This is a genomic window from Occultella aeris, assembly GCF_902703175.1.
GTDB classification, from domain to species: Bacteria; Actinomycetota; Actinomycetes; order Actinomycetales; family Beutenbergiaceae; genus Occultella; species Occultella aeris.
The window spans coordinates 13,092-26,084 of sequence record NZ_CACRYJ010000021.1; the positions used below are offsets into that span (position 1 = coordinate 13,092).

A 12,993-nucleotide genomic window follows, 5' to 3' on the forward strand; every position below is an offset into this window, starting at 1 on the left:
CACGAAGCACCCAACCTTTGGTGGTACTACGTATGCGCAGACCATAGTTCGGAACCGCTGAGGACGTCAAGGACGAGTTTGCGGCGAGAGTTCGGGGCGCCGTCGCCGCCGCGGGCATCGATTCGGCCGTCCCGGCGTTCGCACGTCCCACATCTGGGACCAGATACCCAGGTGGCGTGCGGTCCCCACACCTAGCCTTGGGGTGGGGACCTCAACGACAGGAGAGCGCGATGACCGACCTTCCATTCGGCGACCGGGTTGCGATCGTGACCGGAGGTGGTTCCGGGCTGGGCGAGGCGATCGCGAAGGAGCTTGCCGCCGGCGGTGCCGCCGTGGTGGTCAGCGACCTGAATCCCGACGGCGCGGCCCGGGTCGCCGAGGAGATCGTTGCCGGCGGTGGCACGGCGTCCCCGTTCGCGCACGACGTGGCCAGCGCGGACACCTCACGTGCCCTCGTGGCGCACGCGGTGACCACCTACGGCGGCCTGCACCTGGCCGTGAACAACGCCGGGATCAGCGGTGCGCAGGCACCCGTCGGCGAGCTCGACCTGACCGACTGGAACCGGGTCATCGACATCAACCTGAACGGCGTCCTGTACGGGATGCGGTACCAGATCCCGGAGCTGCTCAAGGATCCGCGGCGCAGCGCGATCGTGAACATGGCCTCGATCCATGGCACGGTCGCGGCGCCCGGCAACGCGGCCTACACCGCGGCCAAGCACGCCATCGTCGGGCTCACCAAGAACGCGGCCGCGGAGTACGGCCCGGCGGGTCTGCGGATCAACTGCGTCGGCCCGGCGTACATCGACACCCCGCTCCTGCTGGACCTGCCCGACGAGTTCCGTGCCGCCCTGATCGGCAAGCACCCGCTCGGCCGGCTCGGCCTGCCCGAGGAGGTCTCCGCGCTGGTGTGCTTCCTGCTCTCGGACCGGGCCAGCTTCATCACCGGGAGCTACCACCTGGTCGACGGCGGCTACACGGCTGTGTAGCCGCTCGCCGGGCGCTCAGGCTCGCGCGGGCACCTCCCGCTGGTCCGGTCCGACGTACTCGCTCAGCGGCCGGATCAGCGCGTTCGAGGCCGCCTGCTCCATGATGTGCGCGGTCCACCCGGTCACCCGGGACGCCACGAACAGCGGCGTGAACGTCGGGGTGTCGAAGCCCATCAGGTGATAGGCGGGTCCCGCCGGGTAGTCGAGGTTGGGCTTGATGTTCTTGCGCTCGCCCATGGCCTTCTCGAGCGTCGTGTACAGCTCGCCGAGGTCGGGCCGGTCGTAGTGGGCCACCAGGTCGTCCAGGACGGACTTCATCGTCGGCACCCGGGAGTCGCCGTTCTTGTAGACCCGGTGCCCGAAGCCCATGATCTTCTTCTTGTGCGCGAGCGCGTCCTCGAGCCAGGCCTCGGCGGCGTCGGCGGACCCGATCTCGTCGAACGTCGCCATCACGGCCTCGTTCGCGCCACCGTGCAGCGGTCCCTTGAGCGCACCGATCGCCCCGACGACGGCCGAGTGCAGGTCCGCCAGCGTCGAGGTGATCACGCGGGCGGTGAAGGTGGAGGCGTTGAAGGAGTGCTCCGCGTAGAGCACCATCGACACCTCGAACGCGCGCACCACCTCCTTCTCGGGAACCTCGCCGAACGTCATGTACAGGAAGTTCTCGGCGTAGCCGAGGTCCTCCCGCGGCGGCACGAGCTCCTGGCCGCGACGGCGGCGCTGGTCGAACGCGACGACGGCGGGGAGCTGGGCGAACAGGCGCAGGGACTTCGCGAGGCTCGCCTCGGGCGAGGGGTCCTCGGCGGCCGGGTCGTGCGCGCCGATGACGGAGACCGCGGTGCGGCACACGTCCATCGGGTGGCAGGTGGTGGGCAGGGACGTGATGACGTCCACGACGCCGTCGGGCAGGGTCCGCTGGGCGCGCTCGGCGTCGTTCTGTGCCGCCAGCTCGGCCTCGGTGGGCAGCTCGCCGTGCCAGAGCAGGTAGGCGACCTCCTCGAACGAGCAGCGCGCGGCGAGGTCCTGCACGGGGTAGCCGCGGTAGAGCAGCGAGTTGGTCTCGGGGTTGACCTTGGAGATGGACGTGACGTCGACGACGACCCCGGCCAGCCCCTTCTTGATGTCGGTCTCGGTCATGGTGTGTCCTCCATCGTCGGTGGATCGGTGCTGCTGGGTGCCGGCTCAGGGCCGGTAGGTGAAGATCTCGGAGTCGAACTCGTTGTAGCCGGCGTAGTCGAGCAGTTCGTAGAGCCGGGCGCGGGTCTGCATCCGGGGCACCGCGCCGGCCTGGGTGCCGGCCGCCACGATCTCGTCCAGCCCCCGCTCGGCCTCCCCCATCGCCAGCCGCAGCAGGGTGACCGGGTAGATCACGATGCGCACCCCGGCGGAGGCGAGCTGGGCGGTGCTGAACAGCTCGGACTTGCCGAACTCGGTCATGTTCGCGAGCACGGGCACGTCCACCGCCGACGCCACGGCCTCGAACTCGCCGAGATCGGCCATCGCCTCCGGGAAGATCGCGTCCGCGCCGGCGTCCACAAGTGCCTTCGCCCGGTCGATCGCGGCGTCGAGCCCTTCGATGGCGCGCACGTCGGTGCGGGCCATGATGAGGAAGTCCGGGTCCCGGCGGGCGTCGACGGCCGCGCGGATCCGCTTGACCGCGTCACTGAGCCCCACCACGGACTTGCCGTCAAGGTGCCCGCACCGCTTCGGGTTGACCTGGTCCTCGATGTGGGCGCCGGCGAGCCCGGCGTCCTCGAGGACCTGGATGGTGCGGGCGACGTTCATCGGTTCGCCGAAGCCGGTGTCCGCGTCCACGATCGCGGGCAGGTTCGTCATCCGGGCGATCTGCCCGGACCGGGCCGCCACCTCGGTCAGCGTGGTGAGGCCGATGTCCGGCAGGCCGAGGTCGGCCGAGAGCACGGCACCGGAGATGTAGACCCCCTCGAAGCCCTTCTCCTCGATCAGCCGTGCCGAGAGTGGGTTGAACGCCCCTGGCAGGCGCAGCAGATCCTGGCCGGCAAGCGCCTCGCGCAGCCGGCGCCGCTTGTCCGACGCACTGGTGGGTGCGTGCAACATCAGAACAGGCCCTTCGGTGAGCGCACGGTGCCGAGCAGTCCGGACCTGGCGACCACGGTGAGCTGGGACAGTTGGCCCGGCTCGAGCTCCGGCAGCCGGGCCGCGACCGCGAGGAACCGGTCGATCTCGGCCGGCTCGAGGACGCCGTCGGCCAGGGTGCGGAACTTCTCCACGTACTGCGCACGCTCGAACGGACGGGCGCCGAGCGGGTGCGCGTCGGCCACGGCGATCTCCTCGACGATCCGCTGCCCGTCGACGGTGGTGATCTCCATCCGGCCCCCGAACGCCTTCTCGGACGGGTCGGTGGAGTGGTACCGGCGGGTCCACTCGGGGTCCTCGGCCGTCGTGATCCTGCGCCACAGGTCCACCGTGTCCGGACGGTTGGCCCGCTCCGGGGCGTAGGAGCGCTCGTGGTGCCAGGCGCCGTCCTGGAGCGCCACCGCGACGATGTACGGGATCGAGTGGTCGAGCGTCTCGCGGGTGGCCGACGGCGAGTACTTCTGCGGGTCGTTCGCGCCCGAGCCGATCACGTAGTGGGTGTGGTGGCTGGTGTGGATCACGATCGAGGCGATCCGGCCCGGGTCGGCCAGCTCGGGGCGGGTCCGGTGCAGCCGCCGGGCCAGATCGATGAGCGCCTGCGACTGGTACTCCGCCGAGTGCTCCTTCGTGTACGTGTCGAGGATCCCCGTGCGCGGCTCCCCCGGGCCGGGCAGCGGCACGTCGTAGGCCGCGTCCGGACCGTCGAGGAGCCAGGCGATCACGCCGTCCTCGCCCTCGTAGATCGGCTCGGGGGACGTCTGACCGCGCATCGCCCGGTCCACGGCCTCGATCGCGAGCTTGCCGGCCAGGGCTGGCGCGTACGCCTTCCAGGTCGAGATCTCGCCCTTGCGCGACTGCCGGGTCGCGGTCGTGGTGTGCAGGGCCTGGCCGATGGCCTGGAAGATCGTCTCGGTGTCCAGCCCGAGCAGGGTGCCGATCCCGGCGGCGGCGCTCGGCCCGAGGTGGGCCACGTGGTCGATCTTGTGCTTGTGCAGGCTGATCGCCCGGACCAGGTCCACCTGGATCTCGTACCCGGTGGTGATGCCGCGGATCAGGTCCGCGCCGGAGGCGCCGGCGTGCTGGGCGACGGCCAGGATCGGCGGGATGTTGTCACCCGGGTGGGAGTACTCGGCGGCCAGGAACGTGTCGTGATAGTCGAGCTCGCGCACCGCGACCCCGTTCGCCCACGCGGCCCACTCGGGGCTGACCCGCAGGTCCGGGCTGCGCCCGAATACCGTCGATCCGGGCGTGTACGGATGCGCGAGGGCCTGCGAGCGCGCCGCCACCACCGGGGCCCGCAGCAGCGAGGCGGTCGCGACCGCGGCGTTGTCGATCACCCGGTTGATGATCATCTCGGTGACCTCCGGGGTCACCGGCACCGGGTCGGAGGCGAGCTCCGCCAACTTCCAGGCGAGCTGCTCGGAGCGGGGCAGGTCCTCGTCGCTGCGGTGGGTGCGTACCTGGTGGGTGATCATGGGCGTCTCCGATTTCACGCGGTGGGTTCGTCGACCGATGGCGCGGGCGGCGCCGTCGGTGCTGGTGCGGGCGGTGCCGCTCGCGGCGGGGCGGTCTCGTAGGTGTGCAGGATGTGGCGCAGGCTCGCGCGCAGGTGCACGAGGGTGGCGCTCGATGCGAGTTCGGCGTCCCCGTCAAGGATGGCCCGGGCCACGCCTCGGTGCTCGCCGACGGACTCCAGCAGCCGGGCCGGGTGGTCCCGGGCCACCCGCCGAAGCCGCCGCAGGTGCAGCCGCACCCCGTCGAGCGACTGGGTCAGGAACCGGCTCGCGGCGGCCGCGTCGATGGCGTCGTCCAGGCGCTGCACCAGGTCGTAGTAGGCGGCCCGGTCCTCGGGGCCGCCGAGATCGAGGTCGACGGCGGCGCCCAGGTCCGTGACGAGCGTCCGGAACGGCCCTGGGTCGCGTCGCTCGGCCGCGAGCCGAGCCAGGCGCGTCTCGACGGCGATGCGCAGGTCGAACAGGTCGCTCACGTCCGCGGGCGCGAGGTCGCTCACGACGGCGCCGCGGGCACCGGCGCCGCGCACCAGGCCATCGGCGGCGAGCCGGGCGAGGGCCTCGCGGACGGGTGTGCGGGAGACACCCAACCGCTGCGCCTGCTCCACCTCGCCGAGCGGTGTCCCGGGCGGCAGCCGCCAGTCGAGGATGTCCTCACGGAGCGCGACGTAGGCACGTGAACCAGCCCGCATCGCGTCGCCCTCCTTGGTCAGATCTTGACCACAGCGTATACACGAGAGCCTCATCTGACCAGCGGATCGCGAAAAACAGAATCCAATGTATACAATACCGGATTCGATCCGGGAGTCGCGGAGCCAACCGAACGATCCGCCGCACCGGTCGCGCGGGTATGTCCACCTCGAGCACGGCAACCCCGCCGTCGCCGTGGTCGTAGGCTGCGAACATGCCGATCGAACGTGCCATTGGCCGCGCCCACCGGGCCGCCGACCGCGCCAACCGAGCTCCTGGGGACACCGCCGACGCGTGGCCACCGCCGCCGTGGGAGGAGCGCTTCCGCGCCCGCCGGGTCGGCCTGCCCGAATGGGCCCGGGGCAACCCGGACCGGGCGGTGGTCATCGCCACCGCGGGCGGAGCGCAGCAGGTGCACTCCTGGACCGTATCCACCGGCGCCCTGGTGCGGGCCACGGACCGCCCGCACGGCACCACCGACGCGACGATCGACCCCACGGGCGCGTGGATCTGGTGGTTCGACGACACCGACGGTGACGAGTTCGGCACCTGGCGTCGGCAGCCGTTCGCCTCGACGGTGACGCGCCGGCCCGAGCATCCCATCAGTCTGCCGCCCGCCTACGCAGCCGGACTCCTGCTCCACGACGACGGCACTGCCGTCATCGGCCGCAGCGACGATGGCTACGGAACCCAGATCCACGCCGTCCGCGCCGGGGTGCCCGACGCCGTGCCGGTGCCGCTGTACCACCACGCCCAGGACGCGGAGGCCGCGGCCCTGAGCCGCGACGGCAACCTGGTCGCCGTCGAGCACAGCGAGCGCGGCGACAACCGCCACCCGGCGATCCGGGTGCTCTCCGTGGACAACGGCGCCCGGGTCGCGGACCTCGACGACGGTCCCGGCCTCGGGCTGTGGGCGATCGCGTTCGCGCCACTGCCCGGGGACCCGCGGCTCCTGGTGCGGCACGAGCGCTCCGGCGCCACCCGGCTGCTGATCTGGGACGTGCGAACCGGCCTGATCCGCCCGATCGACCCGGGTCTGCCGGGCGACGTCGCCGATGCCGACTTCTTCCCCGACGGGCGCTCCCTGCTCATCGCGCAGGACCACGAGGCGCGCACCCTGCTGTTCCGCTACGACCTCCAGGACGGCTCCGTACGACAGGTGGGTTCCGCCGTCGGCACGGTCTCCGGGGCCACGCCCCGGCCGGACGGCGACGTCTGGATCGCGCGCTCGTCGGCCGCCGAGCCGCGCGAGGTGATCTCGGCCGCCACCAGCGCCGCACTGATCACGTTGAGCGGGCCCCGGCCGCCGGCGTCCGTGCCAGTGGAGGACGTCTGGGCGGACGGTCCGGGCGGACGCATCCACGGCCTGCTGCGCCGGCCGTCAACCGGCTCCGCCCCCTACCCGGTGGTCGTGGACGTGCACGGTGGCCCCACCTGGCACGACTCGGACTCCTTCGACCCGTACGCGGCGGCGTGGACCGATCACGGCTTCGCGGTCCTGAAGGTGAACTACCGCGGCTCCACCGGGTACGGCTCGGCGTGGCGCGACGCGCTCGAGGCGAAGGTCGGCTTCACCGAGCTCGCCGACATCGCCGCCGTGCACGACGCCCTGGTCGCCGACGGCACGCTCGACGCGAACCGGTCCGTGCTGGTCGGGGCCTCCTGGGGTGGGTACCTGACGCTGCTCGGGCTCGGCACCCAGCCGGAGCGGTGGACCCTCGGCGTCGCCGGGGTGCCGGTCGCCGACTACATCGCCGCCTACGAGGACGAGATGGACAGCCTGAAGGCGTTCGACCGGTCCCTGTTCGGCGGCTCACCGGAGGAGGTGCCGGACGCCTACCGGGTCTCCTCGCCGCTGAGCTACGTCGACGCGGTCCGGGCCCCGGTGCTCATCCTCGCGGGGCAGAACGACCCGCGGTGCCCGTACCGGCAGATCGAGAACTACGTGACCGCGCTGCGCGGCCGCGGCGCCACCGTGGAGACCTACACCTACGACGCCGGCCACGGGTCCCACGTGGACCACGAGCGGGTGCGGCAGATGCGTGCCGAGATCGAGTTCGTGCTCCGGCACCTGCCGGGCGCGCGCGCCTGACGCCTGGCGTCCACCCTGGTTCGGTGGCCGGTGGTGGGCAGCCGCTCGCGGCCGCCCACCACCGAACCCTCAGCGGGCCGCGAGCAGCTCCGCGATCTGGATGGTGTTCAGCGCGGCACCCTTGCGCAGGTTGTCGTTGGAGACGAACAGGGCCAGGCCGCGTCCATCCGGGACGCCCGGGTCCTGACGGATCCGGCCGACGAAGCTCGGGTCCTGCCCGGCCGCCTCGAGCGGGTTCGGCACCTCGGAGAGCTGCACGCCGGGTGCGGCGGCGAGGATCTCGGTGGCGCGGGCCACGCTGAGCGGCTGCGCGAACTCGGCGTTGATGGACAGCGAGTGCCCGGTGAACACCGGCACCCGCACGCAGGTGCCGGAGACCAGCAGTTCGGGCAGGCCGAGGATCTTGCGGGACTCGTTGCGCAGCTTCTGGTCCTCGTCGGTCTCACCGGAGCCGTCGTCGACCAGGTTGCCGGCGAGCGCGACCACGTTGAACGCGATCGGTGCCACGTACTTGTTCGGCTCGGGGAAGGTGACCGCCTTGCCGTCCTGGGCCAGCGCCTTGGTGTCCTGCCCGACGGCGGCCCGGATCTGGGAGTCGAGCTCCTCCACTCCGGCGACACCGCTGCCGGAGACCGCCTGGTAGGTGGACACGATGAGACGCTGCAGGCCGGCCTCGTCGTGCAGGGCCTTGAGCACCGGCATCGCGGCCATCGTGGTGCAGTTCGGGTTCGCGATGATGCCCTTGCGCGCGTCCGCGATCGCCTCGGGGTTCACCTCGGAGACCACCAGCGGCACGTCCGGGTCCATCCGGAACGCCGAGGAATTGTCCACCACGGTCACGCCGGCTGCGGCGAACCGCGGGGCCTGGGTCCGGGAGGTGTTCGCACCGGCGGAGAACACCGCGATGTCCAGGTCGGAGACGTCCGCGGTGGCGGCGTCCTCGACCACGATGTCCTCGCCCTTCCACGGCAGGGTGGTGCCGGCCGAGCGAGCGGACGCGAAGTACCGCACCGCGTCCGCCGGGAAGTCACGTTCCTCGAGCAGCCGGCGCATCACGGCGCCCACCTGCCCGGTGGCGCCGACGACGCCGATCCGTACGCCCATGCTCAACGTCCCGTTCCGCCGTAGACCACGGCCTCGACCTCGTCGGCGTCCAACCCGAACGCCGTGTGCACCGCGCGGACCGCGGACTCCAGGTCCTCGCTGCGGGTGACCACCGAGATGCGGATCTCCGAGGTGGAGATCATCTCGATGTTGATGCCGGCGTCCCGCAGGGCGCCGAAGAGCCGTGCGGAGACCCCCGGGTGGGAGCGCATCCCGGCACCGACCAGAGACAGCTTGCCCACACCCTCGTCATAGCTGAGGCTCTGGTAGCCGAGCTCGGCGGCCGTCGCCTCGAGCGCCTCCTTCGCCGCCTTCGACTGGTCGGTCGGCAGCGTGAAGGAGATGTCGGTCCGTCCCGTCTCCTGCTCGGACACGTTCTGCACGATCATGTCGATGTTCACGCCCGCGGCCGCGACGGCCTCGAACAGCTGCGCGGCTTTGCCCGGCACGTCCGGGACGCCGACGACGGTGACCTTGCCCTGGGAGCTGTCGTGGGCCACGCCGGAGATGATGGGGTTTTCCATTGGTCCTTCCTCGGGGTCTACATCGGTCACGAGCGTGCCCTCGTTGAGCGAGAACGAACTGCGCACGTGAATGGGAACGCCGTAGCGGCGGGCATATTCCACGGCCCGCAGGTGCAGGACCTTCGCGCCGTTGGCCGCCAGCTCGAGGGTCTCCTCGGTGGTGATCCGGCCGATCCGGCGGGCGGCCGGCACGATCCGCGGATCGGCGGTGAAGAGGCCGTCGACGTCGGTGTAGATCTCACACACGTCGGCGCCGAGCGCGGCAGCCAGTGCCACCGCGGTGGTGTCCGAACCGCCGCGGCCGAGAGTGGTCACGTCGTTGGTGTGCTGGGTGACGCCCTGGAAGCCCGCGACGATGGCCACGGCGCCGCCCTCGAGGACCCGCTGGATCCGGCTGGGCGAGACATCGATGATGCGCGCGTTGCCGTGTGAGGTGTCGGTGATGACCCCTGCCTGCTGGCCGGTGAACGCCTGCGCATCCGTGCCGAGCTCGTGGATCGCGATGGCGAGCAGCGCCATCGAGATCCGCTCGCCGGCGGTGAGGAGGATGTCCATCTCCCGGTTCGGTGGGCTGTCGGAGATCGCGGCGGCGAGGTCGAGCAGTTCGTCCGTGGTGTCGCCCATGGCGGAGACCACCACGACCACCTCGTTGCCGGCGGTCTTGGTCTCGGTCACCCGTTTGGCCACGCGCGCAATGCTGGCCGCGTCAGCGACCGACGATCCGCCGAACTTCTGGACGATGAGTGCCACGGAGGCTCCGATGGGGGTGGGAAATTGGAACGTCTGATTCTAGAGCGGACCAGTGGGTGGACACGCTTGCGTCCGCATCCCGAAACCGTCAGTTGCCGCTGACGACGTCCCAGGTGAGCTTGATGATGAGGGCGGCGACCACCACGAGGAACGCGATCCGGATGAACCCGCTGCCCTTGGCCACGGCCATCCGGGCGCCGATGTAGGCGCCGAGGACGTTCGCCGCGCCGACCATGATCCCGATCCCCCAGAGCACCGCGCCGTACGGCACGAAGAACACCAGCGCGCCGAGGTTGGTGGCGAAGTTCACGATCTTCGCGAGCGCGCTCGCCGGCAGGAAGGCGTAGCCGAGCACGCTGACCAGGCTGATGACCAGGAAGCTGCCGGTCCCGGGGCCGAGCAGCCCGTCGTAGGCACCGATCGCGAGGCCGAGCGCGATGGCCGCGCCGTAGTGCCGGTTCCCGCTCCAGCGCAGGTCCGTGACCGCCCCGAGCTTGGGCTTGGCCGCGGTGTAGATGGCGACGAGGATCAGCACCACGATGATGATCGGGCGCAGGGCCTGTTCGGGGATGTTCGAGGCCAGCGCCGCACCGCCGACGGCCGCGACGAAGGCGGCGATGGCCATCGGCGCCGCCGTGCGCATGTCCGGATGGACCCGCCGGTAGTACGTGAGGGAACTGGTGGACGTGCCCATGATCGAGCCGACCTTGTTCGTGGCCAGGGCCTGCACGGCGGTGATGTCCGGGACGAACAGCAGCAGGGCCGGGAGCTGGATCAGGCCGCCGCCACCGACCACGGCGTCGACCCAGCCGGCGGCGAACCCGGCCAGCACGAGCAGTGCGATGACGCCGAGCGTCAGTTCGAGACCGCCGGTCCCCGGGAGGGTGATCGTGGCGTCGGCGAGCATCGGGGCGTCGGGCACGGAGCAGGTCTACCACCTCCGCTCGCCCGCCGCCGAGCCGGTCCGAGCCGCGGGGCACACGATCCGGACACAGGACCCACGCAGGGCACGCTGGTGATCCGCCGCACGCAGGCGCAGCGGCGCCCTACCGTGAGGTGCATGTCCACACCGCACCATGAGGACGGTCCGCCGACGGATCCGATCGCGACCGCACTCTCGGGCCCATCCGGCACGCCTGACCCACCCGGCCCACCTGGCACGCCGGGCAGACCCGTCCCATCCGGCCCACCCATGGCAGCGGTGCCGGCGATCCTGGCCCGGGACCTGCACCGCTCCTTCGGTACCGTGCGAGCCGTGGCCGGCGTGGACCTGGCGGTACGGCCCGGATCGGTCACCGCGCTGATCGGCCCGAACGGCTCCGGCAAGACGACGCTGCTGCTGATCCTCGCCGGGCTGCTCGTCCCGGACCACGGTTCGGTGCTCGTGGCCGGGGCCGATCCCGCGTCGTCGGCGACCGCCCGGTCCCGGATCGGCTGGATGCCCGACGCGTTCGGTACCTGGGACTCCCTGACCGCGTTCGAGGTGCTCACCACGATGGCCGGCGCGTACCGGCTGGGGCCCGAGCAGGGTCGCGACCGCGCCTGGGAGCTGCTCAAGACGGTGCACCTGGAGGACCTGGCCACCGCGCCCGCGCACACGCTCTCGCGCGGGCAGAAGCAGCGGCTGGGCATGGCGCGCGCGCTGATCAACTCCCCCGACGTGCTGCTCCTGGACGAGCCCGCGTCCGGGCTCGATCCGCGCTCCCGCATCGAGATGCGCTCCCTGCTGCGTGCTCTGGCCGCCGCGGGCACCACCGTGCTGATCTCCTCCCACGTGCTCGCCGAGCTTGACGAGATGGTCGACGACGCCGTGTTCCTCTCCCGTGGTCATACCGTCACCGCCGAGCAGCTCCGCGCCGGTGCGGCGACCCGCCGGTGGCGGCTGCGCTCCCTCGACGGCCCGGCGCTGCAGCGGTGGGCGTTCGAGGCACGGATCACTCTTGTTCCGGACACCGACGCGCCCGACGGCGCCGGCTCGGTCCTCGTGGACCTCACCGACGACGCGGCTGCTGCGGCGCTGCTCGCCGCAGCGGTCGGGGCCGGGGTTCCGGTGGTCTCTCTCGCCCCCGTCAGCGGTCTGCTCGAGCAGGCCTACCTCTCCCTGGATACGGACCGACGATGACGACGACCTTCACCGTTCCCCTGGAACCGAGTGGCCCCGGCGGCGGATCGCCGGCTCCCGACACCGCGGCACCTGCGATCTCCTGGCAGGGCGTCCGCACGATCGCGGTGCTGGAACTGCGGCAGCGGATCCGGTCCACGCGGTGGCGGGTCGCCCTGGCGGTCTGGTTCGCCCTGGTCGGCCTGGTCAGCGTCCTCATCGGTGGGGCGTTCGCATCCCTCGGCGGCGACCCGAAGTGGGCGTTCGGCCTGGTCCTCATGTTCGTGCTCGGCCTCGGCCTGGTGGTGGCGCCGACGCTCGCGTCCACGGCGATCAATGGCGACCGCAACGCCGGCACCCTCGCGATCCTGCAGGTGACGCTCCTCTCGCCGGCGGACATCGCCGTCGGGAAACTGCTGGCCGGCTGGGCCGCGGCGCTCGCGTTCCTCGCGGTCTCGCTGCCGTTCCTGATCTGGAGCGCCCTGCTCGGCGGCACCACGGTGGGCGGGTTCTCTCTGTCCCTGACCGTGCTCGCCCTGATGCTCGGAGTGGTCTGCGCGATCGGGCTCGGATTCTCCGCGCTCACCGCACGCACTGCCGGCTCCAGCGTGCTCACGTACATCGCCGTCGCCTCGCTCACGGTGCTGACGCCGATCCTGTTCGTGCTGACGTTCCCGGCGGTGACCACCACGGAGCAGGTGGTGGTCTACGGCGCCACCCAGGAGCCGACCGCCGGCGACGACAGCTACGAGTGCACCAACTTCACGGCCGAGCGCGAGGTCAGCCACACCGAGCGGACCTGGTGGCTGCTCGCGATCAACCCGTTCGTGATCCTCGCGGACACGGGCGCCCAGCCCGGTCTCGACCCGGAGGACTCGGGCCCGTTCGAGGCGATCCGCGCGGCCACGAACGAGATGCGGAACGGCCCACCGGAGGTCGTGCAGGAATGCTGGTGGGAGAGTCAAGCGCCACCGACGTTCGATGACGGCGCGCCCATCTGGCCGTGGGGCCTGGGCGCGAACCTGCTCCTCGGGGCGGCCGGGCTCGCCGTCGCGATCCGCCGGCTCAAGGTGCCCTACCGCACCCTGCCCGGGGGCACGCGGGTGGCGTAGGCACC

At 71.6% G+C, this 12,993-nt stretch carries 11 protein-coding genes; 4 read left to right on the forward strand and 7 right to left on the reverse strand.

What is annotated here, in order from left to right:
- Positions 1-230: 230 nt before the first annotated feature.
- Positions 231-989 (forward strand): SDR family NAD(P)-dependent oxidoreductase, encoded by a 759-nt coding sequence (locus HALOF300_RS07770; RefSeq protein ID WP_156740392.1) that lies wholly within the window; start codon positions 231-233, stop codon positions 987-989.
- Positions 990-1,004: 15 nt separating this feature from the next.
- Here HALOF300_RS07770 and HALOF300_RS07775 read toward each other — a convergent pair whose 3' ends face one another.
- The 4 genes from HALOF300_RS07775 to HALOF300_RS07790 are packed head-to-tail and all read right to left on the reverse strand — an operon-like array spanning position 1,005 to position 5,307.
- The gene (locus HALOF300_RS07775) at positions 1,005-2,126 is read right to left on the reverse strand and encodes a bifunctional 2-methylcitrate synthase/citrate synthase (RefSeq protein ID WP_156740393.1); all 1,122 of its coding nucleotides are present in this window, start codon (positions 2,124-2,126) and stop codon (positions 1,005-1,007) included.
- 45 nt (positions 2,127-2,171) lie between these two features.
- Positions 2,172-3,065: a methylisocitrate lyase gene (gene prpB, locus HALOF300_RS07780; RefSeq protein WP_156740394.1), complete on the reverse strand. Its 894-nt coding sequence runs from the start codon at positions 3,063-3,065 to the stop codon at positions 2,172-2,174.
- On the reverse strand, positions 3,065-4,579 hold the full coding sequence (locus HALOF300_RS07785) for an MmgE/PrpD family protein (protein ID WP_156740395.1): 1,515 nt from the start codon (positions 4,577-4,579) through the stop codon (positions 3,065-3,067). The genes prpB and HALOF300_RS07785 overlap by 1 nt, the downstream gene beginning before the upstream one ends.
- A gap of 14 nt (positions 4,580-4,593) precedes the next feature.
- Positions 4,594-5,307: a GntR family transcriptional regulator gene (locus HALOF300_RS07790; RefSeq protein WP_156740396.1), complete on the reverse strand. Its 714-nt coding sequence runs from the start codon at positions 5,305-5,307 to the stop codon at positions 4,594-4,596.
- A 212-nt stretch (positions 5,308-5,519) separates the two neighbouring features.
- Between HALOF300_RS07790 and HALOF300_RS07795 the strand changes: the two genes are divergently transcribed.
- Entirely contained in the window at positions 5,520-7,397 is a 1,878-nt protein-coding gene (locus tag HALOF300_RS07795; RefSeq protein ID WP_156740397.1) for a S9 family peptidase, read from the forward strand.
- A gap of 69 nt (positions 7,398-7,466) precedes the next feature.
- On the opposite strand, the gene HALOF300_RS07800 is transcribed toward HALOF300_RS07795, so the two are convergent.
- From HALOF300_RS07800 to HALOF300_RS07810, 3 genes are all read right to left on the reverse strand, one after another.
- Entirely contained in the window at positions 7,467-8,501 is a 1,035-nt protein-coding gene (locus tag HALOF300_RS07800) for an aspartate-semialdehyde dehydrogenase (protein ID WP_156740398.1), read from the reverse strand.
- A 2-nt stretch (positions 8,502-8,503) separates the two neighbouring features.
- Positions 8,504-9,775, reverse strand: a complete 1,272-nt coding sequence (locus HALOF300_RS07805; protein ID WP_156740399.1) for an aspartate kinase — start codon at positions 9,773-9,775, stop codon at positions 8,504-8,506.
- 88 nt (positions 9,776-9,863) lie between these two features.
- Positions 9,864-10,682, reverse strand: a complete 819-nt coding sequence (locus HALOF300_RS07810) for a sulfite exporter TauE/SafE family protein (protein WP_156740423.1) — start codon at positions 10,680-10,682, stop codon at positions 9,864-9,866.
- 285 nt (positions 10,683-10,967) lie between these two features.
- Between HALOF300_RS07810 and HALOF300_RS07815 the strand changes: the two genes are divergently transcribed.
- Entirely contained in the window at positions 10,968-11,897 is a 930-nt protein-coding gene (locus tag HALOF300_RS07815) for an ABC transporter ATP-binding protein (protein WP_156740400.1), read from the forward strand.
- Complete coding sequence (locus HALOF300_RS07820; RefSeq protein ID WP_231955128.1) at positions 11,894-12,988, forward strand: ABC transporter permease; 1,095 nt, start codon at positions 11,894-11,896, stop codon at positions 12,986-12,988. Before HALOF300_RS07815 ends, HALOF300_RS07820 begins: the two co-directional genes overlap by 4 nt.
- Positions 12,989-12,993 lie beyond the last annotated feature (5 nt).